This window comes from Paraburkholderia sp. GAS38, assembly GCF_050434965.1.
GTDB lineage: Bacteria > Pseudomonadota > Gammaproteobacteria > Burkholderiales > Burkholderiaceae > Paraburkholderia > Paraburkholderia phenazinium_A.
This window is the reverse complement of sequence record NZ_JBNDJO010000008.1, coordinates 123,574-148,747: the sequence shown is the minus strand read 5'-3', so window position 1 is coordinate 148,747 and position 25,174 is coordinate 123,574. Positions and strand designations below refer to the sequence as shown.

The 25,174-nt window shown below is 65.3% G+C and carries 19 protein-coding genes; 14 read left to right on the top strand and 5 right to left on the bottom strand.

The window, feature by feature from the left end; all coding sequences use genetic code 11:
• The first annotated feature begins 166 nt into the window (after positions 1-166).
• The gene (gene dnaE, locus P3T42_RS20180; protein WP_429307119.1) at positions 167-3,739 is read left to right on the top strand and encodes a DNA polymerase III subunit alpha; all 3,573 of its coding nucleotides are present in this window, start codon (positions 167-169) and stop codon (positions 3,737-3,739) included.
• Positions 3,740-3,852: 113 nt separating this feature from the next.
• On the opposite strand, the gene P3T42_RS20175 is transcribed toward dnaE, so the two are convergent.
• Positions 3,853-4,611, bottom strand: a complete 759-nt coding sequence (locus P3T42_RS20175) for a glycosyltransferase family 2 protein (protein ID WP_429307044.1) — start codon at positions 4,609-4,611, stop codon at positions 3,853-3,855.
• Positions 4,612-4,900: 289 nt separating this feature from the next.
• On the opposite strand from P3T42_RS20175, the gene msbA reads away from it, so the two are divergent.
• From msbA to P3T42_RS20150, 5 genes are all read left to right on the top strand, one after another.
• Complete coding sequence (msbA, locus tag P3T42_RS20170) at positions 4,901-6,697, top strand: lipid A export permease/ATP-binding protein MsbA (protein WP_074302727.1); 1,797 nt, start codon at positions 4,901-4,903, stop codon at positions 6,695-6,697.
• 210 nt (positions 6,698-6,907) lie between these two features.
• The gene (locus P3T42_RS20165) at positions 6,908-7,981 is read left to right on the top strand and encodes a glycosyltransferase family 4 protein (RefSeq protein WP_429307043.1); all 1,074 of its coding nucleotides are present in this window, start codon (positions 6,908-6,910) and stop codon (positions 7,979-7,981) included.
• 358 nt (positions 7,982-8,339) lie between these two features.
• The gene (locus P3T42_RS20160) at positions 8,340-9,467 is read left to right on the top strand and encodes a glycosyltransferase family 9 protein (protein WP_429307042.1); all 1,128 of its coding nucleotides are present in this window, start codon (positions 8,340-8,342) and stop codon (positions 9,465-9,467) included.
• Complete coding sequence (locus P3T42_RS20155; RefSeq protein ID WP_429307041.1) at positions 9,467-10,750, top strand: O-antigen ligase family protein; 1,284 nt, start codon at positions 9,467-9,469, stop codon at positions 10,748-10,750. The genes P3T42_RS20160 and P3T42_RS20155 overlap by 1 nt, the downstream gene beginning before the upstream one ends.
• 25 nt (positions 10,751-10,775) lie before the next feature.
• Complete coding sequence (locus P3T42_RS20150; protein ID WP_429307040.1) at positions 10,776-12,059, top strand: glycosyltransferase; 1,284 nt, start codon at positions 10,776-10,778, stop codon at positions 12,057-12,059.
• A 102-nt stretch (positions 12,060-12,161) separates the two neighbouring features.
• Here P3T42_RS20150 and P3T42_RS20145 read toward each other — a convergent pair whose 3' ends face one another.
• Positions 12,162-12,455, bottom strand: a complete 294-nt coding sequence (locus tag P3T42_RS20145) for a hypothetical protein (RefSeq protein ID WP_429307039.1) — start codon at positions 12,453-12,455, stop codon at positions 12,162-12,164.
• Between the two features lie 116 nt (positions 12,456-12,571).
• Positions 12,572-12,718 carry a hypothetical protein gene (locus P3T42_RS20140; protein ID WP_171991764.1) on the bottom strand — a complete coding sequence of 49 codons (147 nt, stop codon included), beginning with the start codon at positions 12,716-12,718 and terminating at the stop codon, positions 12,572-12,574.
• 126 nt (positions 12,719-12,844) lie between these two features.
• Between P3T42_RS20140 and P3T42_RS20135 the strand changes: the two genes are divergently transcribed.
• From P3T42_RS20135 to trpS, 7 genes are all read left to right on the top strand, one after another.
• A complete protein-coding gene (locus tag P3T42_RS20135) occupies positions 12,845-13,768 on the top strand; it encodes a recombination-associated protein RdgC (RefSeq protein ID WP_429307038.1) in 924 nt (307 codons plus the stop codon).
• Positions 13,769-14,237: 469 nt separating this feature from the next.
• The gene (locus P3T42_RS20130) at positions 14,238-14,549 is read left to right on the top strand and encodes a hypothetical protein (protein WP_429307037.1); all 312 of its coding nucleotides are present in this window, start codon (positions 14,238-14,240) and stop codon (positions 14,547-14,549) included.
• A 296-nt stretch (positions 14,550-14,845) separates the two neighbouring features.
• Complete coding sequence (locus tag P3T42_RS20125) at positions 14,846-15,973, top strand: OpgC domain-containing protein (RefSeq protein WP_429307036.1); 1,128 nt, start codon at positions 14,846-14,848, stop codon at positions 15,971-15,973.
• A 231-nt stretch (positions 15,974-16,204) separates the two neighbouring features.
• Positions 16,205-17,617, top strand: coding sequence for an HdeD family acid-resistance protein (locus tag P3T42_RS20120; RefSeq protein ID WP_429307035.1), 1,413 nt, complete (start codon positions 16,205-16,207; stop codon positions 17,615-17,617).
• 328 nt (positions 17,618-17,945) lie between these two features.
• Complete coding sequence (locus P3T42_RS20115; RefSeq protein WP_074301950.1) at positions 17,946-18,863, top strand: transglutaminase family protein; 918 nt, start codon at positions 17,946-17,948, stop codon at positions 18,861-18,863.
• 54 nt (positions 18,864-18,917) lie between these two features.
• Positions 18,918-19,748 carry a transglutaminase-like domain-containing protein gene (locus P3T42_RS20110; RefSeq protein ID WP_074301949.1) on the top strand — a complete coding sequence of 277 codons (831 nt, stop codon included), beginning with the start codon at positions 18,918-18,920 and terminating at the stop codon, positions 19,746-19,748.
• A gap of 219 nt (positions 19,749-19,967) precedes the next feature.
• Positions 19,968-21,011, top strand: a complete 1,044-nt coding sequence (gene trpS, locus P3T42_RS20105; protein WP_429307034.1) for a tryptophan--tRNA ligase — start codon at positions 19,968-19,970, stop codon at positions 21,009-21,011.
• 25 nt (positions 21,012-21,036) lie between these two features.
• On the opposite strand, the gene P3T42_RS20100 is transcribed toward trpS, so the two are convergent.
• Together P3T42_RS20100 and P3T42_RS20095 are read right to left on the bottom strand one after the other, a co-directional pair.
• The gene (locus P3T42_RS20100) at positions 21,037-21,504 is read right to left on the bottom strand and encodes a VOC family protein (RefSeq protein ID WP_429307033.1); all 468 of its coding nucleotides are present in this window, start codon (positions 21,502-21,504) and stop codon (positions 21,037-21,039) included.
• A 240-nt stretch (positions 21,505-21,744) separates the two neighbouring features.
• On the bottom strand, positions 21,745-22,893 hold the full coding sequence (locus P3T42_RS20095) for a CaiB/BaiF CoA transferase family protein (protein ID WP_429307032.1): 1,149 nt from the start codon (positions 22,891-22,893) through the stop codon (positions 21,745-21,747).
• Between the two features lie 394 nt (positions 22,894-23,287).
• Here P3T42_RS20095 and P3T42_RS20090 point away from each other — a divergent pair, with 394 nt between their 5' ends.
• Positions 23,288-25,135 (top strand): sensor domain-containing protein, encoded by a 1,848-nt coding sequence (locus tag P3T42_RS20090; protein WP_429307031.1) that lies wholly within the window; start codon positions 23,288-23,290, stop codon positions 25,133-25,135.
• Positions 25,136-25,174: the final 39 nt, after the last annotated feature.

Genomic DNA, 25,174 nt, shown 5'->3' with positions numbered 1-25,174 from the left:
TGTCCGGCGCCGCCCGCGCTTCCTGCCGGGCAATCGTCACTGCGCCAGCGGCTCGCGGGGCAGGTCAACGGTCGGTGCCGCGCAGGGCAGGGGCCGGGCGCTTGCCCCCTGGCCGGATGGCTAACGCGGCGCTTTGGGCTCAAATCTTCGGAAGGGTGGAGTTACAATAACGCCCATGTCAGATCCCCGCTTCGTTCATCTCCGCGTTCACTCCGAATTCTCGATTGCCGATGGCATCGTGCGCCTTGACGACATCGTCGCGGCCGCCGCCAAAGACGGTCAGGGGGCGCTCGCCCTCACCGACCTCGGCAACGCATTCGGCCTCGTCCGTTTCTACAAGGAAGCCCGCGGCAAAGGGGTCAAACCCATTGCCGGTTGCGACGTCTGGATCACCAATCCGGATGATCGCGACAAGCCCTCGCGCCTGCTGCTGCTGGTCAAGGACAAACGCGGCTACCTGAACCTGTGCGAATTGCTGACCAAGGCGTGGCTCACGAATCAATACCGTGGCCGCGCAGAGGTTGAAGCCGGCTGGCTTGAAACCGGCCTGGGCGAGGGCCTGCTGGCGCTCTCCGGCGCGCAGCAAGGCGACATCGGCATGGCGCTCGCCGCCGGTAATGAAGAAGCGGCCAAACGCAACGCGCAACACTGGGCGAAGGTTTTCCCCAACGGTTTCTATATCGAGCTGCAACGCTGCGGCCAGCCGGGTGGTGAGGCGTACGTGCAGCAGGCGGTGACGCTGGCGGCGTCGCTGAAACTGCCGGTGGTGGCCACCCATCCGTTGCAGTTCATGACGCCCGACGACTTCACCGCGCACGAAGCGCGCGTGTGTATTTCGGAAGGCGACATGCTCGCGAATCCGCGTCGCCAGAAGCGTTTCACGACCGAGCAGTATTTCCGTTCGCAAGAGGAAATGACCGCGCTGTTCGCGGACATTCCGTCTGCGCTCGCCAATACGGTTGAAATCGCGCGCCGCTGTAACCTGACGCTCGAACTCGGCAAGCCGAAGCTGCCGCTGTTCCCCACGCCGGACGGCATGTCGCTTGACGACTACCTGGTGCATCTGTCGAAGGAAGGGCTGGAAAAGCGCCTCGAGCAGTTGTACCCGAACGAGGCGGAGCGCGAGGCGCAGCGCGAGACGTACTACAAGCGCCTCGAATTCGAGTGCGGCACGATCATCAAGATGGGCTTCCCTGGCTACTTCCTGATCGTGGCGGACTTCATCAACTGGGCCAAGAACAACGGCGTGCCGGTGGGGCCGGGCCGGGGCTCGGGCGCCGGCTCGCTGGTCGCGTACGCGCTCGGCGTGACCGACCTCGATCCGCTGCGCTACAACCTGCTGTTCGAGCGTTTCCTGAATCCGGAACGGGTGTCGATGCCCGACTTCGACATCGACTTCTGCCAGCATGGGCGTGATCGCGTCATCCAGTACGTGAAGGAAAAGTACGGCGCGGACGCGGTGTCGCAGATCGCCACCTTCGGCACGATGGCGGCGAAGGCGGCCGTGCGCGACATCGGCCGCGTGCTCGATCTCGGCTATATGTTTACGGACGGTATCGCCAAGCTGATTCCGTTCAAGCCCGGCAAGCACGTCACTATCGCCGACGCGATGAAGGAAGAGCCGCTCTTGCAGGAGCGCTTCGACAACGAAGACGAAGTGCATCAGCTGATCGAACTGGCGCAGCGCGTCGAGGGCTTGACGCGTAACGTCGGCATGCACGCGGGCGGCGTGCTGATCGCGCCCGGCAAGCTGACCGACTTCTGCCCGCTCTACACGCAGGGCGACGAAAGCGGCGTCGTGAGCCAGTACGATAAAGACGACGTCGAAGCGGTCGGCCTCGTGAAGTTCGACTTTTTGGGTCTGACCACGCTGACGATCCTCGACTGGGCCGAGCGCTATATTCGCCGTCTCGATCCTTCGAAGCAGGACTGGTCGCTCGCGCAAGTGCCGCTCGACGACCCGGCGTCGTTCACGATCCTCAAGAAGGCCAACACGGTCGCCGTGTTCCAGCTGGAAAGCCGCGGCATGCAAGGCATGCTGAAAGACGCGCAGCCGGACCGCTTCGAGGACATCATCGCGCTCGTGGCGCTGTACCGTCCGGGCCCGATGGACCTGATCCCGAGCTTCTGTGCGCGTAAGCACGGCCGCGAGGTGGTCGAGTATCCCGATCCGCGCGTGGAGCCCATCCTGAAAGAGACCTACGGCATCATGGTCTATCAGGAGCAGGTGATGCAGATGGCGCAGATCATCGGCGGCTACTCGCTTGGCGGCGCCGACTTGCTGCGTCGCGCGATGGGTAAGAAGAAGGCCGAAGAGATGGCCGAGCACCGCGCGTTGTTCCGCGAAGGTGCGGCGAAGAACGGCCTGACCGGCGAGAAGGCCGACGAAATCTTCGACTTGATGGAGAAGTTCGCGGGCTACGGCTTCAACAAGTCGCACGCGGCTGCGTACGCCCTGCTTGCGTATCACACGGCATGGCTGAAGGCGCACCATCCGGCCGAATTCATGGCAGCGAATATGTCGCTTGCCATGGACGACACCGACAAGGTCAAGATCCTGTTCGAAGACTGCATCACGAACAAGATGGCCGTGTTGCCGCCGGACGTCAATCTGTCCGCGTATCGCTTCGAACCGGTGGCAGAGGCGGACGGCAAGCGCTCGAAGACGATCCGCTACGGTCTGGGCGCCATCAAGGGCAGTGGCCAGAACGCGATCGAAGAAATCCTGCGGGCGCGCGAAGAGGGGCCGTTTATCGACCTGTTCGACTTCTGCAACCGGATCGACCGCCGCGTGGTCAACCGTCGCACGGTCGAAGCATTGATCCGCGCGGGCGCGTTCGACGCGCTGCATGCGAATCGCGCTCAGTTGATCGCGTCGGTGTCGCTTGCCATGGAGGCCGCCGACCAGGCGAGCGCCAACGCCATGCAAGCGGGCCTGTTCGACATGGGCGACGCGCCGTCGCAAGGTCACGAACTGGTCGACGAGGCCGAATGGCCCGAAAAGAAAAAGCTGCAGGAAGAGAAGGGCGCGCTTGGGTTCTATCTGTCGGGCCATCTGTTCGACGCCTATAAGGACGAAGTGCGCCGCTTCGCGCGCCAGAAGATCGGCGAGTTGAAGGAAGGCCGCGACAAGCTGGTCGCGGGCGTGATTGCCTCGCTGCGCACGCAGATGACCCAGCGCGGCAAGATGCTGATCGCGCTGCTCGACGACGGCACCGGCCAATGCGAAGTGACGGTTTTCAACGAGACGTTCGAAGCCCACAAGGCACTCTTCAAGGAAGACGAGTTGCTGGTGGTGCAGGGCCAGGCGCGTAACGACGCGTTCACGGGCGGCATCCGTTTCACGGTCGACACGGTGATGGATCTCGGCCGCGCACGGTGCCGTTATGCGGAAGCCGTGAAGGTGCAGATGAACGGCAACGCCGACGCGCTTGCGCTGCGTCGCGTGCTGGAGGCGCATAGCGCCGGTGCGGATGAACCGCAAGCCGCGCAGGCGCCTGCAGTGTCGTCGCGCGGCGGTGGTGGTGGCCGCAGCGGTGGCTTTGGTGGCGGCGACGGCGGCCGTCAGCGCCAGGCTGTACAGATCCCAAGCGGGCTGGCGGTGCAGATCGTTTATCGCAGCGAAAACGCGGAAGGCGAAGTGCGCCTTGGCGACGCGTGGCGCGTGAAGCCCACTGACGAACTGCTCGCGGCGCTGCGCGGCGAGTTCGCCGGTAGCTCAATCGAAATCGTCTACTGACGGCAGGCAACGGCCCGCGCATCTCCGCGCGGGTTCGTTAGCGGCGCCCGGCGCGAGAATAAGCGCTTACGGTTCGCCGCACATGGTATGGGCCAGCGCTTACTACTCACCGCTCACCGCTTGCGCGCCCCCAACAGCCCGAGCTTCAGAAACCGGTAATACACCGTCTCCGCATTGAACACCGCGATCATGAAGCCGGCGCGGCCATCGAGAAAGCCGCGCCGCAGCACGTAAGTGCGGACGAACGCCCACGCTCCGCGCGCGAGCGCCTTACCGAAACTTCCGCCTTTGCCAGCCGCATGACGCTGCTGCGCACCCGCGCTCGAGTATGCGTCGAGCTTGCGCAGCACGGTTTCGAAGTCTTCGTACGAGTAGTGCATCAGCTTGCCCGTCAGGCGCTGCGCCGGGGTATCGAACACCAGCCGCTCGTGCACGAGGTCGTCGGAGAAACGGGCGGCGCCGCGCTTGAACAGTCGCGGAATCCAGTCCGGATACCAGCCGCTGTGGCGGATCCAGTGTCCGCAGAAACTCGACAGGCGATCCACCGCGTAGACATCGGCGCCGGGCGCGGCAAGCGCGGCGCGGATCGCCGCCGCCAGTTCCGGCGAGACGATTTCGTCGGCATCGATCGAGAGGATCCAGTCGGTGTCGAGCGCGTCGAGCGCGCGGTTTTTCTGCGGCCCGAAGCCGGGCCAGTCGGGCTGCTGCAGCACCCGCGCGCCGTGAGCCTCTGCAATCTCGACGGTGCCGTCGGTGCTGGCGCCGTCGACCACGACGATTGCGTCGGCGAAGGCCACCGCGCAGAGGCACTCGGCCAGGCGCGGCGCCGCGTTTTTGGTGATGATGGCGACGCCGAGGGTGGGTTCTTTCATGCCTGAAGAGCGGAGAGGGTGCAGGGTGGGTAAAACGCGTCGCGCAAGTATACACAGCGATATACAGCACGAGGTTGCGCCAACGCGGCTGGCCGTGGCCGTAACCGTGTCCACAGGGCCGTGCCCATCCAAACAACAACGCGCCGCGGCCACGCTGAAAGCCCCCCGTCAGGCGGGTGTCATCCCCGTACAACGGCCGGCGCGCCGCAACCGCCCAAGCGTTTACAATGCGGTATTTTGTGCGTCCACCTACCGGGTGGGCGTAACGTTCGCCTTTCTAGAGGATTCCTTGAGCGCGAAGCCCACGTTAAGCAAAGTCATCGGTTCATCAGGCGACGCCTCTTCTCCGTTCGCCTTGTTACGCCGGCTTTGGCCGTACATCAAGCCGATCCTGTGGACCCTGATTGGTGCGATTGCCGCCATGGGCGTCAGCGCCGGCACCGACGCGCTCATCCCCGTGCTCCTCAAGCCGCTGCTGGATAAGGGCTTCGGCGCGCACGCCGCGCGTGGCCTGACGTGGATGGTGCCGGTCGGTGTGATCGGGCTCGCGGTGGTCCGCGGGGTTTCTCAATACGCGTCCGGTTACCTGATCGCGTACGTCTCGAACACGATCCTGTTGCGCTTGCGTCTGGAGATGTTCGACCGCATGGTCCATACCAGCGTCAGCTTCTTCCAGCGTGAGACGGCCAGCACCGTCATCAACGCCATCGTCTTCGAGGTCAACCAGATTCTCAACGTGCTGTTGGGCGTCATGGTCACGCTGGTGCGGGATTCGCTGACGGTCCTGTTCCTGCTCGGCTACCTGTTCTACCTGGACTGGAAGCTGACGATGATCGTCGCGGTGATGCTGCCGGCCATCGGCTGGCTGATCGGCAAGATCAACCGCAAGCTGCGCCGCCTCAACCGCGAAAACCAGTTGCTCACCAATGAGCTGTCGTACATCGTCGAGGAGACGGTGGGCGGCTACAAGGTGGTCAAGGTGCATAACGGCGAGTCGTATGAGATTGAGCGCTTCGCCGAGATGAGCCGCCGTCTGCGCGGTTACTCGCTGCGCATGACGACTTCCGGTGGACTGGCCCAGCCGCTCACCCAGTTTCTGGCGTCGCTCGCGGTCGCGGTCGTGGTCACGATCGCGGTCGTGCAGTCGGCGCACGGCGGCACGACGGTCGGCAGCTTTGTGTCGTTCATTACGTCGATGCTGCTGATCGTCTCGCCGCTCAAGCACCTGATGGACGTCAACCAGCCGTTGCAACGCGGCATGACCGCGGCCGAGCTGATCTTCGGCCTGATCGACGAGCCGTCGGAGCCGCAGGGCGGCGGCAAGCCGCTCGAACAGGCTGCCGGCCATATCGAGTTCCGCGACGTCTCGTTCAACTACGGCGCCACCAGCACGCACGACCGGCAAACGCTGGACCGCGTGTCGTTCAAGGTCGCGCCGGGCGAGATGGTCGCGCTGGCCGGGCCGTCGGGCAGCGGCAAGACCACGCTCGTCAACCTGCTGCCGCGCTTCTTCGATCCGACCGGCGGCGAGATCCTGGTCGACGGCGTCGCGCTGCCGGAGTACGACGTTCACGCGCTGCGCAGCCAGATTGCAATGGTGAGCCAGGACGTGGTGCTGTTCAACGACACGATCGCGCACAACGTCGCCTACGGCCAGCCGCCGGATGCGGACAAGGTGAAGGCGGCATTGCAGGCCGCGAACCTGTGGGACACCGTGGCGTCCATGCCGAAAGGGATGGAGACGCTGGTCGGCGACAACGGCCTGATGCTCTCGGGCGGTCAACGTCAGCGTCTCGCGATCGCGCGCGCCATCTACAAGAATGCGCCGATCCTGATTCTCGACGAAGCCACCTCGGCGCTCGATTCGGAATCGGAGCGCCATGTGCAGGCGGCACTGGAAACGCTGATGAAGGGGCGCACCACGCTCGTCATCGCGCACCGGCTGTCGACCATCGAACGCGCGGACCGGATCCTGGTGCTGGAGGCCGGACATATCGTCGAGCGCGGCAGTCATCGCGAATTGCTGGAGCAAGACGGTCTGTATGCGCATCTGCACCGCATCCAGTTCCAGCAAAACGCGGCGTAAGGCAGAGAAGCCGGGTTGAAAGTCAAACGCATTCAAGGTGTGCTTTAATCCGTGCCGTGCCGTGCCGTGCCGTGCCGTGCCGTGCCGTGCCGTGCCGTGCCGTGCCGTGCCGTGCCGCGGGCGCAGGCCTGCCGCGGCCAGCGGGCTGTCATGCCCGGCCGCCTTTCCCTTGACGTTTGACCCGACGCCGCGTGCGTGCCGGTCTGAATAATGAAAATCGGACTCTCCAGTAATGCGCTGAAACATAGTGGCGGCCTCGAGCGCTATGCGATGGACCTGGTGCGCGGTTTCGCCGCCGCCGGCATCGAGCTGGCCTTCTTTGCGCGCCGCTTCGACCCGTCGGTGCCGGAGAGCGGGATGGTCGAGGCGCATCGCATCAACGTGTCGTTCCTGCCGGGCAAGCTGCGCGACCTCTGGTTTTCCTGGCGGCTGCGCCGCGCGCGCCGCGCCGCCAAGGTCGATGTGCTGATCGGCTGCAACCGCGTCGACTCGTCCGAGATCGCCATTTGCGGTGGCACCCACCTCGGTTTTCTGCGCGCCACCGGGCGGGCGGCAAAGCGTTCGGACCGCTGGCAGATCGAGCTCGAGCGCCGCCAGTACGAGCAGTCGAGCGTGATCGTCGCGCACTCGCAGTTGATGCGCGACGAGCTGCGCGAACTCTACGGTGTTGAAGAAGCGAAGATCCGCGTGCTGTATCCGCCCGTCGACGGCGCGCGCTTCACGCCCGCGGATGCCGCCCGGCGCGCCGAGCTGCGGCGCAAGTTCGGCTTCGCGGATCACGAAATCGTCCTGCTGTTTCCCTCCAGCAGCCATGAGCGCAAGGGCTTGCCGCTGATCGAAGCCGCGTTGCGCGGCACCGACCTGCCGGTGGTGCTCGCAGTGGCCGGACGGCCGCCCGCGCGCACCTCGGAGCGGGTGCGCTACATCGGCTACGTGAAAGAGATCGAGGACGGCTACCGTGCCGCCGATTTCACCCTGCTCGCGTCGAAGTACGAGCCGTTCGGGCTGGTCGGCGTCGAATCGGTGATGTGCGGCACGCCGGTGATCTTTCCGTCGAGCATCGGTTGCTGCGATGCGCTCGCGCCGCACGCGAAGTTCGTCTTCGCACCGGACGACGAGGCGGACCTGCGCGCCACGCTCGAGCGCGCCGTGCAGCAGCGGCTCGCCGCCGCGCCGCCGGACCAGGCCGAGGTGGCGCGCGGCGCCGTGCTGTACGACGCCAGCGTGGCCGGCCATGTCGACGCCTTGCTGGCGTTGGCGAGGCGCATCCGCGGCGGGAATTGACCGATGCAGCAGCGGCGCCGGAACCGCTTGCCTGCCCTCGGTGGAAGCCCGCACAGCCCCGTCCGTCCTGCTTTCCAGCCAGGCCCCCATGCTATAATTTTTGAATATAAAGCGCGTGGCGCGACCACGGGCCGCCCCATCCATTTTTCACTTCGCTTTCAGTGCCGGCGCAGTCAGGCGGCGGGTGCAGGGTGCCCACAGCCATTGCGTCAGCGTTGCCGTGCGCGGCCTCGCGCCGCACTGAGGGTGAAAGTCATCGACAAGAAGACCGCTGGAGATTCTGCATGGGGAACGCGACCTCAAGCTGGGTACCGGCGCATAGCCAGATCGCGGACGCGACCAACGTGCCGATGACCCAATGAGCCGACTTTCCGGGCGTATTCGCATCTTTGCGCGTGCCATTCCGCGCCTCGTTTTAAAGCCCTTGCGCCGCCGGCCGTCGTCGGTGCGGCGCATTCTGCTTGCCCACCATCTGCTGCTCGGCGACACCTTGCTGTTGACGCCCTTGCTGGCCAAACTGCGCGCGCAGTATCCACAGGCGCAGATCGATCTGGCCTGTCCGAAGGCGATTGTGCCGCTGTACGCGGGGCGGCCCTTCGGCGTGAACGCGTTGCCGTTCGACCCGCGCGACCTCGCCTCCGTCAAGGGCGTACTGGATGCCGGACCGTACGATCTCGGCTTTGTGCTCGGCGACAACCGGCATAGCTGGCTTGCGCTCGGCGCGGGCTGCCGCTGGATCGTGGCGCATGCCGGCGATGTGCCAGCGTGGAAAAACTGGCCGGTCAACCAGAGCGTGCCGTATCCCGAGACGCCGGCCGCCTGGGCGGATCTGGCCGCCGACCTGGTGGAGGGGCCGCCGCCCCGTGCTTACCGGCCCGCCGACTGGCCGGCCCCCGCGCATGCGGTGTTGCCCGACGCCGATCTGCTGACGCAGCCTTACGTCGTCCTGCATCCCGGCGCGAGCACCGAAGTCAAGCGCTGGCCGGACGCGCGCTGGCGCGAACTTGCGCAGCGGGTCGAGGCACTCGGCTATATTCCCGTGTGGAGCGGTGGCCCGGGCGAGGTCGAACTGATCCGCACCATCGACCCGGATCCCCATCATCCGAATATGGCGGGGCGGGTCGGGCTCGGCGAGTTGTGGCATCTGTTTGCCGGCGCGAAGGCCGTGATCTGCCCGGATACGGGCGTCGCGCATCTGGGACGCCTGGTCGGCGTGCCGACGGTCGCGCTGTTCGGCCCCGGCAACGCGCAGATTCATGGCGCGGGCCGCTATTGGAGTGAAGTGCCGTTCGCACCGGTGACGATCGCGCAGATGCCATGCCGCGATCAACCGTTTATTTTCCGGCGCGAAGTCGCCTGGGTTCGGCGTTGTGACCGCAACTGGAAGACCTGCGTGGCCTGGCAGGGCGACCATGCCGACTGCATGGGGCGCATCTCGGTCGAGTCGGTGTACAACGCATTGCAAAACGTTCTGGTGGAAGTGTAATGACGAACACGTTCGCGCGCGTCGAGCGCGTCCTGTGGATTGCGTGTCCGGTCATCCTGTTCGCGGTGATGTTCGGTCACATGACGGCCGTCGTGTACATGGCGCTGGCGCTGCTCGCGCTCGGCACGCTGGGCGGGCTGTTTTCGCCGCAGCGCCCATCGTTCCTGCACTGGCCGCTCGTCGTGCCGATCGCCTGCTGGGCGCTCTGGAGTCTCGCCGCCGTGGCATGGTCCGCCTATCCGGCGGTGAGCATGCATGCTTGGTGCGATGAGGTGCTGTATCCGCTCGTGTCGTTCTGGGGCTTCTGGCTGTTCGGTACACGCACGCAGCGGCTCGCCCCCATCGTGCTGGTGAGCTGGGTGGCATGCGTGCTGCTCGCCGTGATCAGCGCGCTCTACTGGGGGCATCTGCAGCCGCCCACCCCGAACACCTTTCCGATGCATTTCTATAACCGGGTCGGCCACACCAGCACCATGGCGGTGTTTGCCATGGCGTTATTTGCCGGCGCGCTGTTGCGTCGCGGCTGGCGCGCGTTCGGCCTGAGCGGTCTGGTGCTGTGCCTGTTCATCGGCCTCGCCACGCTCAACCGGTTTTTCTGGCCGGCCGCCGCCGCGGTGCTGCTGGTGGCGCTGTTTCCGTGGTATCGACGGCACGTGCTGCTCGCCTTGCTGGCGTTTGCCGTGGTCGGCGCGGCGGGCGTCGGCACGCTCGAATACAGTGCGCGCATGCGGCTCGGCGCCGCCGCGCCCGCGACGGCGTCGCACGACATGGCGATCGACGGTCACCAGTTACCCGTGCCGCAGGCGTTTTCCAGTATCGGCGACACGGTGTCGTCCGACACGCGGCCCAAGTTGTGGGCGTTCTATACGGCCGAAGCGAAGCGGCATGCGTGGATTGGCGTCGGCTTCGGCAAGCCGTTGCCCGGCATGGTGTATCAGCAGGAGATGCCGCAAAGCCTGTTGACGATCGAGCCGCAGGCGCTGACCCACGCGCACAATCTGTTTCTGAACACCTGGCTGCAGACCGGCCTCGTCGGCGCGGTGCTGGAAACGGTGCTGCTGCTGTGTCTGGTGATTGCGTTCTGGCGGGTGCGGCGGGACGATCCGTGGCTGTGCGCCGCAGGCGTTGCGCTGGTTGCCGGTATGATCGCGAAAAATACCACGGACGATTTCATGTGGCAGACCACCATGCTGGGTTTCTGGGCGTTCGCGGGCCTCTTGTTGGGCAGCGCGCAGCAGCTTGCCCGGGACGAGTCGCGGCGCGGCTCGCGCGGGCCGTTCTAAATCAAGGTCTGGACGCATTGAGAGTATGAAATACGATAGTCGACACGACCGCACCGAACTGTTCGATCCGCCGCGGCGCATCCTGTTTCACATCAACGATTTCGGCAAGGGCGGCACGGAAACCTCCCTGCTGGCCTGGTTGAAGACGCTCGACCGGCAACTCTTCGCGCCCAGCGTCAGCGTGACCTATCCGACTGACGAACTGCTGTTCTGGCGCGCCCATTCGATTCCCGACGACGTGCCCGTGCATGTGCTGGCGTCCGCGAAGTGGATGAACGCGCTGCACGAAATACGCCGGCAGGGCAAACTGGGCGGCCACCTGAAGCTGCTGCACAAGGTGCTGACCTACTGTGTGATCCGGCCGCTCGCCGCGCTGCGTTTTCGGCGGATTGCGCGGGACCAGGATATTGTCTGCGACTTCGATTTTTCGCTGCGGCATCTGGCCGGCACCTGCAACGTGCCGTGGATCGGGGTGAGTCACTTCAGTCTCGCCGCGCGTTTTGGCGAGAAGAGCGCGCGCTACCTGGCGCGCCGCACCAGGCAGTATTCCCGCTATGCCGCGATCGCGGTGCTGACGCCCGACATGTTGCGGGAAGGACAGGCGCTGTTCCCACCGGGCCGGGTGAATCTCGTCGAACTGCCGAACGTCATCGACGTCGAGTCGTTGCGCCTGAAAGCGCGGGCGACGATCGAGCGTCCGGCGCAGACGTTTATCGTCTCGGTGGCGCGTCTCGACGAAGGGCAAAAGGATCATACGACGCTGCTGCGTGCGTTTGCCTATGTGCGCGCGCAACGGCTGAGTACGGCCGACCTCGTGGTGATCGGCGAGGGGCCCGACCAGGCGATGCTCGAGCGCCTCGCCGTCGAACTCGGGATTCGCAAGTCCGTCCATTTCCTCGGCTTCTGCTCGAACCCGTTTCCTTTTATTCGTCAGGCGGAAATGCTGGTGCTCAGCAGCCGCTACGAAGGTTTCGGCATGGTGCTCGGCGAGGCGATGGCGCTCGGCACGCCAGTGATTTCGACCGATTGCCCCACCGGTCCGCGCGATCTGCTCGAGGGCGGCAAAGCCGGTTTGCTGGTGCCGATCGGCGATGTCGACGAAATGGCGCGCGCCATCGAGCGTTTGCACACGGATACGCTGCTGCGTCGAACCGTGGTGCAGAACGCGCTCAGGAAGGTGGCGACCTTCGCGCCGGAGAGCGCGAATCAGCGCATGTTGACGCTTGCACAGCAGATTTCCGGCGGCGACGGTCCGACCGGGCTGGCGTGGCACGGCCGCGACTCGGCGGTGGCCGGGCGTCTGCCTTAGCCGCTGGCCTGGTGGTCGCCCGAAGCCGCAGCTAAAGCCACAGCCAAAGCGGCTACCTGAGTCATGCCACCCATTGCTGCCGGCGCCGTCTTCCGAGCCCGCTCACACACCGCCCGTCACAAGCCCGAGCACCGACAGGTCCGGATGCGTGCCGTCGACGATGCTGCGCCCCGCATGCAAGGCTTCGTAAAGCGCATCCGCCAGACTGGCAAACGACTCTTCGCCGTCTGCGTGAAACGGCACTATGTGACCCGGCAGCGCCGGATCGGCGCCCGGGTGACACACATAGCCGAGGTAGGTGAAGCGGCTCTCGTCGGGCTGTTTTGGGCGCGGTGAGGTGTGAATCTCGAAGCCTTCGTATTCAACCGTTTGCCAGGCGTGGGTTTCTTCCGACATGGTGGCCTCCGTTCGGGCCTTGCGTGCAGGGTGTGGGTGCGCGCGGTGTACGTGATGCCGCTTCAGCGTCGCGGCCGGACTGAGGGCGCTGTGCGGCGTCCAGTGCGCCGCGGGCGTCAGTGCCGGTGTCGCATCCGGTCCCACAGCCGGTGGCCGTCCAGCCGCGCCAGGGGCCTCGCTCGGTGATGCTCGCGCCGGTAGTGCGCGCTGAGGATCATGACACCGGTGACGATGACGACCAGTCCCACTACGATGCTAACCATCGATTCCGCCATGGCAGCCTCCATCCATTTCCACTGCATGTCAAAAGTCTAGGTGATTTGGGCGAAAAACGGCGGACAGCGGTTGGCGTCGTGTCGTATAGAATGGTGCGCTTTGCCCGTACGCTCATGTGGTTCAAAAACCTTCAGCTTCATCGTCTCCCCATTCCGTGGACCGTCACCCCCGAGCAAATGGAAAAGTGGCTTGCGCCGCACGCATTCCAGCCGGGTAGCAGCGTCGAGATGCAAACCCAGGGGTGGGCCTCGCCGCGCGATAACGACGCGCTCGTCTATTCGATCAACCGCCAGATGCTGCTGGTGTTCCGCACCGAAAAGAAGCTGCTTCCCGCGTCGGTGGTGACGCAGGTGACCAAGGCGCGTGCGCTCGAAGTCGAAGAGCAGCAGGGTTTCAAGCTCGGCCGCAAGCAGATGCGCGAACTCAAGGAGCAGGTCACCGACGAACTGCTGCCGCGCGCCTTCAGCATTCGCCGCGACACGCGCGTCTGGATCGACACGGTGCACGGCTGGCTCGTCATCGATGCCGCGTCGCAAGCCGTCGCTGACGAGGTGCTCGGCTTGCTGGTCAAATCGATCGATCAGTTGCCGCTCGCGAGCGTGCGCGTCGCGCAGTCGCCGGTGGCGGCCATGACGGAGTGGCTGTTGTCGGGCGAGGCGCCCGCCGGCTTCACGCTCGATCAGGACACCGAGTTGCGCTCCCCGGCGCAAGGCAATGCGACCGTGCGCTACGTCGGCCATGCGCTGGATGTCGACGACATGCGTCGCCACATCGAAGCCGGCAAGCAATGCATGCGTCTGGCGATGACATGGGACGACCGCGTTTCATTTGTTCTCACGCCGTCGCTGACCATCAAGCGCATCACGCCGCTCGATGTGATCAAGGACGCCAGCGATCCCACCGCGCAGAACGACGACGAGGTATTCGACTCGGATATGACGCTGATGACAGGCGAGCTCGCACGCATGTTCGCCGATATCGTCGCGGCATTGGGCGGTGAGCAGGGCGATGCGATGTTGCAGGCCGCAGCGGCTTGACGCGAGTGCATTCGGCAACGTAAAAGGGGCGCGCAAGCGGGCAGAAAGTCTTTGCGTATTGCGGGGATTTCGCTGGGTTTATTTTGTAACCAGGTGTCACGCCCGACGATGGAATTTGCGCCCCGTCACGCCCTTCGCTTTATGACTTTTTTACTTGCCGGCGCGCTCGTGCGCCGAATAGAATCGTGGTCGTTACATCACAGGAGTCCCTCGTGGATGGTTGCTTGAGTGGTCGAAGATCGATGCCGGCATCAACCGGTTTTTCCGCCGCGAGATAGCGCAACGCAGGGTTCCTCCTTTGCCGCTAGCTCGCTTCGGCCGGGCTAGCGCGCTTCAATAACAACAGGCTGTTTGAGGCCTGTTTTCAGCACGCTCCCAACGTTTGACGCACATGGCAGGGCTGCCATGTGAAGCATCGTCGCGTCTTGAGAATGCGCCCGCATTGCGCGGGTGCGACGGGAGTCGGTTCATGTTCATCATCGAGTCACTGGTGTTGCAGTTGAAAGGCGCCATGCGTCTGCCGAGGGCGGCGCCTGCGCTTGCGCCGTCGCGCTCGCCGGCGCTGCTGCGCTATGGACCTGTCCGGTTCATCGCCGGCATGGGCAAGCGGATCGCGCGCGCGGCGCTGCGACTCGCGCATGCCGGCGCACCGCTGACGCCGGTGGGTTACGTGCTGGTATTCGTCACGCTGGCTGCGATGCTGCTCGTCGCGATGCTCTCCACCTCACCGCTGAGCCATGAACTGGGCCGCTCGGATCGCCTGAGCTGGTGGTTCTCCTGACCCCACGTCAGCGCGGGCACATCGCATGCTGAATGCATGAAATATATCGATGCATTCTCGGCGGGAACCGCGCATGCGCGCTCGTGTCGGACTGGCATGACGCGGCCTGCGCGCTTGACCCTGTGACCGCGTGACGTAACGCGCTGAAAAATCGCTGTACACGTACGTCATTGAATTGCAGGCCCCCATGACCTAGCGTTCAGTAGTGCCTGGCGGCGTCGCGCAAACCTGCCCGATCCGATGCGTCATGCGGGCTGGAGCAGGTTCCGGCCGAACAGCAAACGGAGTCGTCGTTGATGAATTCCCCCGTCCGCCGATCGCTCGAAGTCGACTTCCTGCGCGGAGTCGTCCTGATCGTGATCGCGCTCGACCATATCCAGGGCAGCGTGCTGTCGCGATTCATGCTGCACAACTATGCGTATTGCGACGCGGCCGAAGTATTCGTGTTTCTTGGCGGCTATGCATCGGCGGCTGCCTTTATGAATGTCGCGACATATCGCAGCGAGCACGCCGCCAAGCGACGCTTTGTGGTGCGCGCATGGGAGATCTACCGCGCATATCTGTTCACGGCCGCGCTGATGCTGCTGGCCGGCGCTGCGCTGATGCTCGGGCATGTCGATTCCCCGGTCGTGGGCGAGACAGGGTGGGGCGATCTGCTGCGGCATCCGGTCGGCACGTTGCTGGGCATCGTCACGTTGCGTCATCAACCGTTCCTCTCCGCGGTGCTGCCGATGTACACGCTGTTCGCGCTCTGCGTGCCGCTCTCGGTGCCGCTGGCGAATCGCCGGCCGGCTGTGGCGCTGTTCGCAAGTCTGGCGGTGTGGCTGGCCGGCGCATGGCTCGCGCGCGTGCTGCCGAGTGCGGATCCCGGCGGCTGGGCTTTCAATCCGTTCGCCTGGCAACTGATGTTCATGCTCGGCATCCTATGCCGTCTGCATCCGGTATCGAACGCGTTTCAGGTGTCGAGGGCGGGGCGTTCGCTGACCGTGGCGGCTATCGCGGTGGCGCTCACCTTTGCGTTCGTCAAGCTGTGCCTCGAAACCCAGGCCACGCCAGGCTATATGAAGCAGAACCTCGCGGCGGTGCGCGTCGTCAGCTTTGTGGCGATTGCGTGGCTCGTGGCGCAAGCGGTGCGCGCGCAGGCAGTACGCTGGATAGCAGAGCGCTTGCCGGCCGTTGTCACCGTCGGCAAGCAGGGCCTCGTGTGTTTTGTCGGCGGCACGGTCGTGTCGATCGGCGTCGATACCGCCGTGCGGCTCGCGAGAGGGCCGGCCTGGCTGAACGGGCTGGCGGGCGACGCGGTCGCGATCGGCGCACTGCTGTTGCTCGCCGCTGTCGCGCAGAAATGGAAGGCGCAGAAAGCGCGTCCTGCTTCGCTGCGTGGCGCGGCGGTGCCCGCGAGAGCGGGGCGGCGCGACGGCTGAGTGAAGCGGCGTAGCGGCAAGATCGCGCGACGGCTGAGGCGACGCGCTGGCGTACCCGCGCCGCATGACCCGGCGGTGCGATCTCCCCCATTTTTCTCGCAGCTTCGGTGCGGCGCCATTGCGGCATACCGCGAGCCTGCGATATAACCGTGAAAGGCACGTTGCCGCGCAGCGTTCTGGGGTCCTGGTGCGGCGACGCTCGAACACGGCGCCGGCATCCGGAGACTGACGATGGTTCGTCTGGTGATGATCCTGTTGGGAGTCGACTATCTGCGCACCCGTTGGCGCGCGCTCACGACAGCAGGCTGGATCAGTCTGATCCTTGGCATCGCGGTCTTCATCGACGCGCTCGACAGCGCGCTGTACTTCCCCATCACACCGTTCGCCTGCCTGCTGCTGCTCGAAGGTCTCGCCACGCTCACGGTCGCCTGGACCGGCATGGGCGGGCAACGCACGTTGCGCTACGTGAAAGGCCTGGCGTTCTGCGTGGCCGCGCTTCTGATCCTCGCCGGCCATCATCACGGCAACTTCATCCTCTCGATGATCTTCGGCACGCTCTTTTTTGCCGATGGTCTGTTGCAGATCATCTCTGCGCGCGTCGTGCGCTTTCGCACCTGGCGTTTCGCGGTGGCAGGGGGCGTCGTCGAAATCGCGCTGGCGATTTTCTTCTACCAGCCGTTTCCGACCCACTACGTGGGCACCGTTCCGTACTGCCTCGGCCTTGGCCTGATGTTCGGCGGCTGGAACATGATCCTGCTGGGCTCGCGCGTGCGACGCTTGTCGTCGAACCCCGCGGTGGCCGCCGACGACGCCGCGCAGGCCGCCAGCGCGACCGTCGAGCCGCCGCAGCCGGCGCCGGCCGTGGGCGTGTGGGACGGTCCGCCGGCCGCGGACGAACCCGCGCTGACCGTGCACGTGTGGACGCCGGTCGGATCGTCGAAGGGCGAGGCGCGCCGGCAGCCGATCATCGACCGCTATATCGCCGCAGTGGACCGCAACGGCGTGATCTCGACCGGACATGCGGCCCTCGAGTCGCCCGAGGGCGTCTACATCAGCCTGTATCCGGGCGTGGAGATCGACCGCTCGCCGGACGAGTTCACGCGGCTCTTGCGGGCCACTCGCGAGAACGACGTGCCGGGTTTGTTCCAGCCCGACTACGGGACCGAATCGACGGCCTGGTGCGCGTCGACGGTGCAGGTGCGCATCCGCAACTACGATCCCGAGCGGCTGCGGCGCTTCTGGGAGACCTACCGGCAGGATACGACCTACAACCTCACGTACCGCAATTGCTCGAGCACCGTCTCGCGTGCGCTGGAAGCGGCGATCGAAGGGGCGTCGGCGCGCGTATGGGGCCGTCACAACGGCTGGCGGCCGTTCATGAGAGTGATCGCCACGCCCGAGTTGTGGGTGGCCGCCCAGGTGCGCAAACGCGCCGCGACGATGGCCTGGACGCCGGGTCTCACGCTCGACTATGCACGGGCGCTGAGCATGCTGGCGGACCCGCGGCGCTCGGGCTGGGTGAAGATGGCGCGGCTCGCGCTCGGCACGATGTACCGTTCGCGGCGCCAATGGGCGGAGGAGCAGAAGACGGCGCCGAAGCTGCATGAGAACGGGCAGGCGGATACAGCGGGCCGTAGCGTCTGACCGCTGCGGCGGTTCAAAAACGCCCTGTCTATCAGGGTAGCCTGCCCCGTTTCGACGTCGTCCAGTAAAGTCGAACCGCATCAACCACTTACGGGTTTCGTCAGATAGTTATCAACAGATTTGCGAACAGAAACTGGGGATAACTATCGGGTTCTCCACACGCACGACCGCCAGCCTCAACCAAATGAGTACTTTCCACCAATCTGGCGGGTGTATGCTGGGCCGGAGGATGTTTTCTGCGCAATCAGTGTCACCACCCTGAATGTCAGACGCGGCGAGATAACGCCGGCGGCGGTCGCTGCCGTCCCTGCTGTTCCAGCAGGTTTTCATGGGCGGTTACGTGACCATCGAGTTGATCCCGGGGGCCAGCAGGGTCACCGAACCGCAGCGTTTGACCGTGCGGCATGTGAGTACCTATCGGTACTCGGAGCCGGTGCGCTTCGGCGAGCACCGGATGATGTTCCGGCCGCGCTCGGGGCACGACGTGCGCGTCGTCGCCACCCAGCTGGTGATCTCGCCGGCGCCGTCGCGGCTGCACTGGCTGCACGACGTGTTCGACAACTCGGTGGGCGTGGCCGCGTTTTCCGGCGAGGCGCCCGAACTGTGCTTCGATAGTCAGGTGGCCCTCGAGCACTACGAATCGCCGCTTCCCGATTACGCGCTCGAACGATACGCCGCCACCTGGCCGCTCGCCTACACCAACGAGGAAGCCTCGGATCTTGTCAACGCGCGCAGCCGGCAATACCCCGACGCCGAGGTGGATCTCTGGGCTCGCCGCTTTCTCGCGACGCGCGGCGCGACGTCCACGATGACGCTGTTGCGGGCCATGACGCAGGAGATCAAGAGCGGTTTTCGCTATGTGCGGCGTACGGAGAAGGGCGTCTACCGTCCCGCCGATACGTTGCGTCATCGCAGCGGCAGTTGCCGCGATTTCGCGGTGTTGATGATGGACGCGGTGCGCTCGCTGGGGCTCGCCGCGCGCTTCGTGAGCGGCTACATCTTCGTGCCCGATTTCGACACGACGCTTGGCGGCGGCGCCACTCATGCGTGGCTGCAGATTTACCTGCCGGGCGCCGGCTGGGTGGACTTCGACCCGACCAACAGCATCATCGGCAATCGCCATCTGATTCGCGTGGCGGTGGCCTGGAACTACTACCAGGCGCTGCCGCTGTGGGGGACCTGGCATGGCGCGGCCCATTCGTTCCGCGGCCTGCAGGTCGACGTATCCGTGACTGAGGATGTTTGAGAGTCCTGATTGATTGTTCCAACCGAAGGTCTTGACTGAAGCAAGGGCGGTTTTATGAAATTGCGCGTGGGTTACGATCTGGTCTACGAGTGTGAGCAAGCCACTCCGATGATGCTCATGCTGAACACGCATTATTCGCGGGTGCAGGATGTGCTGAGCGCCGACGTGCTGAAGGTCGACCCGCCGGTTCCGATTACGCAGTACCGGGACGGCTTCGGCAATCTGTGCAGCCGCATCTTTGCGCCGGCGGGACGCATCTCGCTGTCGACCACGGCGGTGCTCGAGATCTCCGCCGAGCCCGAAACGATCGCGCCGAACAGCTACCAGCATCCGGTCGAAGAGCTACCGAATGAAACGCTGATGTTTCTGCTCGGCAGCCGCTATTGCGAAACCGATCTGCTCTCCGATCTCGCGTGGCGCCTGTTCGGAAAAACGCCGATGGGACGGCCGCGGGTCCAGGCGATCTGCGATTACGTGCATCGTCATATCGTGTTCGGCTACGGCCACGCGCGGCCGACCAAAACCGCGTGGCAGGCCTGGAACGAGCGCACCGGCGTGTGCCGCGACTTCGCGCATCTGGCGGTGGCGCTGTGCCGCGCGATGAATATTCCGGCGCGCTATTGCACAGGGTATATCAGCGATGTCGGCGTGCCGCCGCCGCACAGTGCGATGGATTTTGCGGCGTGGTTCGAGGCTTATCTGGGCGGCACCTGGCAAACCTTCGATCCGCGTAACAACGTGGCCCGCACGGGGCGGGTGTTGATGGCGCTCGGGCGCGATGCTGCGGATGTGGCCTTGAGCAATACCTTCGGTCCGTCCAAGCTGATCGGGTTCAACGTGCATTGCGCACCGGAAGTGGAGCCGACGGTGGCGCCGCTGGTTTGAGATGTGGGCGTTGCTGGGGTCGTTGTCAACGCCCGCGCACCTATGGCATCCTTACGCCATGTGCACGATGAACGTCCCCCTGATCTACACTTGGTGGCGCTCCTGAAGGAGCGGCATCGTCACGTCTTTACTACGACCATGACCGCCGCAGTCGGGCTGACATGGTGCTGTATCCCCGGTTAGCTTGTCCTGCGGCGGCGCTTTCAGAGAGCCCGTTTCATGCAAGACAGCCTGAACCCCACCGCCTCCCCCCGTCGTACCGTACTAACCGGCGACCGTCCCACCGGTCCGCTGCACCTTGGCCATTATGTCGGCTCGTTGAAGACCCGTCTGGCCTTGCAGGAGACGCACCAGCAGTTCGTGCTGGTCGCCGACACCCAGGCCATGACCGACAACGCGCACGACCCCGACAAGGTGCGCCGCAACGTGCTCGAGGTCGCGCTCGACTACCTGGCGGTCGGCATCGATCCGGGCAAGACCACCATCGCGGTGCAGTCGGCGCTGCCGGCGCTCGCCGAGTTGACGCTGCTGTACATGAACTTCGTCACCGTCGCGCGCCTCGAGCGCAATCCGACCATCAAGGAAGAGATTCAGGCGCGCGGCTTCGGCCGCGATATTCCGGCGGGCTTTCTCTGCTATCCGGTCGCCCAGGCGGCCGACATCACCGGCTTCAAGGCCCACGTCGTGCCGGTCGGCGAAGACCAGGCGCCGCTGATCGAGCAGACCAACGAAATCGTTCGCCGCATCAATCGGCAGGTGGGCCGCGACGTGCTGCCCGAGGCGCAAGCGCTGATTCCGACCACGGGTCGTCTGCCCGGCGTCGACGGCAAGGCCAAGATGAGCAAGTCGCAAGGCAACTCGATTCCGCTGTCGTCCTCGGCCGATGCGATCCGCGAGTCGGTCCGCAGCATGTATACCGATCCGAACCATCTGCGCGCTTCCGACCCGGGCACGGTGGAAGGCAACATGGTCTTCACCTATCTCGATGCCTTCGACGAAGATCGCGCCACCGTCGAGCGCCTGAAAGCCGAGTACCGCGCGGGCGGCCTCGGCGACATGGTGGTCAAGCGCCGCCTCGAAGAGCAGTTGCAGGCGCTGATTGCGCCCATCCGCGAGCGGCGCGAACAGTTCGCGCGCGAGCCGGGTTATGTGTTCGACGTCCTGCGTGCCGGCACACAGCGCGCGCAAGCGGTCACGCAAGGCACGCTGGACGACGTGCGGGCGGCGCTCGGCACGTTTTCGTTCGATGCGGTGACGCGCTGAGCGGCTGGGCGGCGGCGCCGCGGGCTCATTGCTGCATCGCGCGCACGGCCGCCTGCATCTCTTCCATCGGCACATCACGTTGATGCGTCGCCACCGACCAGCGATGCCCGAACGGATCTTCGAGCTGCGCGAAGCGGTCGCCCCAGAACATATTGGCGGCGGGCATCGTGATGCGGGCGCCGGCCGCGACGGCCTGCGCGACCACGGCATCGACATTCGGGACGTACAGGTGAATCGCCACCGGCGAGCCTTTCAGGGCCCTCGGCCCGAGCATCGAGCAGCCGGCCATTTCATCGACCAGCATCAGCATCGAGTCGCCGATCTTCACACAGGCATGCATCAATTTGCCTTCCGGACCGGGCAAGCGGAACTGTTCGACGGCGCCAAACGCGTCGCTATAGAACTGGATGGCTGCGGCGGCACCGGCGCAAATCAGATGCGGCGTCAGCGAGTGCATTCCTTCCGGAATCGGTTTGACAGCGGGTGCGGACATGGCGGTCGCTCCTTGTGTATAAGCGGGTTCGTGAATCAGGAGGCCTTGCCGGGTTCAGCAGGGCTTCATCCACATGACGAGCGGGAAGACAGGAAATCGACACGGCCACGGGAAAATTTATCGCGCCGGCGGGGCAGGCGGCCCGGGCAGCTCGGGTGACACGGGTGGCACTGGTGGCGCTGCCGGTCAGTGGTCAATGAGCGGTTGCTTCTTCGAGCCTCAGCCCGCTGCTTCCCCGGATCACACCACGCGCGCCTTCAGCCTCGCGAGAATTTCCTGGGTGTGCTCGCCCACTTTCGCCAGCGCCTGGCGCACCCCCGGCCGGCGGCCGCCCATCAGGAGCGGCAGCAGGACGACGTCGGTGGTGCCGCCGTCCTCTGTTTCCATTGGCACCAGTCCGCCGCTCGCTTTCAGGTGCGGATCGTCGAGCAACTGATCGGGCCGCACGATCGGCGCGTACGGAAGCCCGGCGGCTTCCAGTTGCAGCGCGAGCGCGTCCGCATGATGGTCCTTGAGAATCGCGCCGAGCCGCTCGAGCAGTTGCGGTCGCGCGGCGACGCGCAGCGCGTTGCTGGCGAATTGCGGTTCGGCGACGAGTTCGGGGCATTGCAGCACCTCGCATAGCGTCACGAACTGCCTGTCGCTGACCGCGCCGATAAAGAGCTGCTCGCCGTCGGCCAGCGTGAACACGTCGTAGACGCTCCATGCGGAGACGCGCGAGGGCATCGGTGGAGGTGCTTCGTGCGTCATCGAGTACTGCTGCATATGCTGGGCGCTCAGGAACACGCAGTTTTCGAACAGCGCGCTTTGCACCTCCTGCCCGCGGCCGGTGGTGTCGCGCTCGCGCAGCGCGGCCAGCACGCCGATGGCGCCGAACATGCCGCCCATGATGTCGTTGACCGAGGTGCCGGCGCGCAAGGGCCGGCCCACCGGGCCCGTCATGTAGGCGAGGCCGCCCATCATCTGCACGACCTCGTCGAGCGCGAGGCGCTTCTCGTAGGGGCCGGGCAGAAAGCCTTTGTGCGACACGTAGATCAGACGCGGATAGCGTTTCGAGAGCGTCTCGTAGTCGAGGCCCAACTGCGTCATCAGCCCGGGACGGAAGTTTTCCAGCATGACGTCGCACTGGCCGATCAGTTCGACCGCGGCGGCGTGGCCCCCGGGCGTCGTGATGTCGAGCACCACGCTTTTCTTGTTGCGGTTGAACGAGCGAAAGAAGCCGATGCCGAGGCCCGGTAGCTTGCGCGTCTTGTCGCCGCCGGGCGGTTCGATCTTGATGACCTCGGCGCCCAGGTCGGCGAGGATCATGCCGCAGGTCGGACCCATGACCATGTGGGTGAATTCGACGACGCGCAGGCCATCGAGCGGGAGAGGCGTGGGGATGCTCATGGAAACCTCAGACGGAAAGCTTGGGCGGCATGGGAGCGCCGACGTTGTGCTAATTTCGGGCATTCTGGACAATCTATAAAGCGGTATTTCGAGCAGTCGCTCAGCCATGCCCCCTCGGTCCGCTGTCATCCACCGCCGTCCGCAAAAATGCTGCATGACGGCGTAAATGCGGATGGGCAGACGGAAATCGTTATGATGATATTGAGGCAAGGGAGCGGCCGGGCGTCGCCGGACCGTTCGCGGCCGCGCGACGATGCGTTTGCGGCTGCGCACGGCACATTCGAATCATTCTGAGAGCGGGCGAGTTATGAGCAGGCGTCTGGATTGGCGGCAGTTCCCATGTGCGCACGCAGGGGCCGGCACACGCAAGTCTTTGCACTGAAGGGGCGGCCGCATGCAATACGATCTCCATGCCGACCCGCAGGTCCACGAAAGCGCACTTGCCGCTGCACCCTATGGCGTGTTCCTGTGCGCGGCGGACGGCACCTTTTGCTACGTCAACGCGGCTTACGAGCAACTGACCGGCTACCGGGCGGACGAGCTCGTCGGCCGTCGCACGTTCGATTCGCTGCACGACCCGGCGGAGCTCGCGCGGCGCCGCGCGGAATTGCCGGGTGTCGGGCGCTGGGGCCTGGACACGCCGGGCGCTGCGGCGTCGACATCCCTCACGAGTCCCACCCGCTACGAAAGCGAGTGGACCTACGTACGGCGCAATAACACCCGTATCGCGGTCATGCTGGCTCTATCGCCTCTGACGGGCGAGGCGGCTTTCTCGCGGATACCCGGACGCGCCGGCGATGAACCGATCGCTCTCGACCGCGACCGTGGCGCCGGCAGCAACCCCGCACGCTACGTGGGCATGGCCGTCGAGACGACCCGCTACGCGCAATCCGAAGCCAGGCTCTGGTATGTCTCGCATCATGACGGCGTCACGCGCCTGCCGAACCAGACGCTCTTCGCCGAGCGGCTCGACCTGACGGTGGCGCGGTGCCGACGCGACGGCACGGGCTTCGCGGTGCTGCTCGTCGAACTGAACTCGCTGCGCAAGCTGCGCGACGCGCTCGGTTCGTACGCGGCCGAACTCGTATTGCAGATTGTCGGCGAGCGCCTGCGCGGCCTGATTGCGTACGAAGGCACGATCGCCTCAATGAGCGGCGCGCAATTCGCACTGCTGGTCAACGAGACGGGGGCCGCCGCCGAGGCCCTGGCCGCGGCTGCGCTGGCGCGCATCTCGGAGTCCATCGACTGTTCGGGCACACCGCTCACGATCACCGCAAGCCTCGGCTGCGCGACCTATCCGGACGACGGCGCCGACGTGTCCACGCTGATGCGGCGGGCCAATGTGGCGTTGTCGGCGGCGAGCGCGGCGGGTGGCAATATGGTGCGGCGTTTTTCGGCGGCGCTCGAAGGGCAGGCCGCACGCCGCTTCGAACTCGAGACCATGTTGCGCGAGGCGCTCGACCGTCAGCAACTGCACCTGGTCTATCAACCGCAGATCACGCTCGCGACCGGGCGGATCGCGCAGGTCGAGACCCTGCTGCGCTGGCGTCATCCGGAGCGCGGCTTGATCAGCCCGGTCGAGTTCGTGCCGGTCGCGGAGGAGGCAGGTTTGATCGAGCGGATCGGCGAATGGGTGATTCGCACGGCGTGTCGCGATGCTGGCCGGTTGCTGCGGCTCACCGGCTCGTTGCCGCGGGTGGCGGTGAACGTGTCGCCGCAGCAATTCCAGCGGCAGAATCTGCTGGCGACGATCGAAAGCGCGCTGCACGAGGCGGGGCTCGCGCCGTCCTACCTCGAGGTGGAAATCACCGAAGGCGTTTTGCTCGGCGACACCGAGGAGGCGCTGCAGACCTTGCATGCGCTGCGCAAGCTGGGCGTCGAAGTGGCGGTGGACGATTTCGGCACCGGCTATTCGAGTCTCGCGTACCTGACGCGCTTTCCGCTGAACCGGTTGAAGATCGACCGGTCTTTCGTTATCCGAATGATGGTCGATCCGCAATGCGCGGCGCTGGTGGGCGCGATCATCGCCATGGCGCACGCGTTGAAGCTGCGCGTGACGGCGGAGGGTGTCGAGACGGAGGAGCAGGCCGAGCGGTTGCGCGAGCTCGGCTGCGATGAGGTGCAAGGGTTCTGGTTCGCGCGGCCGCTTAGCTTTACGGCGCTGCGCAATTTGCTGGCGCCGTTGGGGCATGAGTCGGCGGGGGTGATGCCGACGGGCGAGGGTGATGCCGTAGGTAGTTGATATTGGCCGACGCGACGGGGGCGCCGCCGCGACCTGCGC

What these genes read in the sequence shown, in the direction of transcription:
- P3T42_RS20120 (WP_429307035.1), top strand. Translation starts at nt 16,205, where the DNA reads ATGGTTCGTCTGGTGATGATCCTGTTGGGAGTCGACTATCTGCGCACC.
- P3T42_RS20100 (WP_429307033.1), bottom strand. Translation starts at nt 21,504, where the DNA reads ATGTCCGCACCCGCTGTCAAACCGATTCCGGAAGGAATGCACTCGCTG.
- P3T42_RS20135 (WP_429307038.1), top strand. Translation starts at nt 12,845, where the DNA reads ATGTGGTTCAAAAACCTTCAGCTTCATCGTCTCCCCATTCCGTGGACC.
- P3T42_RS20140 (WP_171991764.1), bottom strand. Translation starts at nt 12,718, where the DNA reads ATGGTTAGCATCGTAGTGGGACTGGTCGTCATCGTCACCGGTGTCATG.
- P3T42_RS20130 (WP_429307037.1), top strand. Translation starts at nt 14,238, where the DNA reads ATGTTCATCATCGAGTCACTGGTGTTGCAGTTGAAAGGCGCCATGCGT.
- P3T42_RS20150 (WP_429307040.1), top strand. Translation starts at nt 10,776, where the DNA reads ATGAAATACGATAGTCGACACGACCGCACCGAACTGTTCGATCCGCCG.
- trpS (WP_429307034.1), top strand. Translation starts at nt 19,968, where the DNA reads ATGCAAGACAGCCTGAACCCCACCGCCTCCCCCCGTCGTACCGTACTA.
- P3T42_RS20160 (WP_429307042.1), top strand. Translation starts at nt 8,340, where the DNA reads ATGAGCCGACTTTCCGGGCGTATTCGCATCTTTGCGCGTGCCATTCCG.
- P3T42_RS20090 (WP_429307031.1), top strand. Translation starts at nt 23,288, where the DNA reads ATGCAATACGATCTCCATGCCGACCCGCAGGTCCACGAAAGCGCACTT.
- P3T42_RS20110 (WP_074301949.1), top strand. Translation starts at nt 18,918, where the DNA reads ATGAAATTGCGCGTGGGTTACGATCTGGTCTACGAGTGTGAGCAAGCC.
- P3T42_RS20145 (WP_429307039.1), bottom strand. Translation starts at nt 12,455, where the DNA reads ATGTCGGAAGAAACCCACGCCTGGCAAACGGTTGAATACGAAGGCTTC.
- P3T42_RS20095 (WP_429307032.1), bottom strand. Translation starts at nt 22,893, where the DNA reads ATGAGCATCCCCACGCCTCTCCCGCTCGATGGCCTGCGCGTCGTCGAA.
- P3T42_RS20115 (WP_074301950.1), top strand. Translation starts at nt 17,946, where the DNA reads ATGGGCGGTTACGTGACCATCGAGTTGATCCCGGGGGCCAGCAGGGTC.
- P3T42_RS20165 (WP_429307043.1), top strand. Translation starts at nt 6,908, where the DNA reads ATGAAAATCGGACTCTCCAGTAATGCGCTGAAACATAGTGGCGGCCTC.
- P3T42_RS20125 (WP_429307036.1), top strand. Translation starts at nt 14,846, where the DNA reads ATGAATTCCCCCGTCCGCCGATCGCTCGAAGTCGACTTCCTGCGCGGA.
- P3T42_RS20175 (WP_429307044.1), bottom strand. Translation starts at nt 4,611, where the DNA reads ATGAAAGAACCCACCCTCGGCGTCGCCATCATCACCAAAAACGCGGCG.
- P3T42_RS20155 (WP_429307041.1), top strand. Translation starts at nt 9,467, where the DNA reads ATGACGAACACGTTCGCGCGCGTCGAGCGCGTCCTGTGGATTGCGTGT.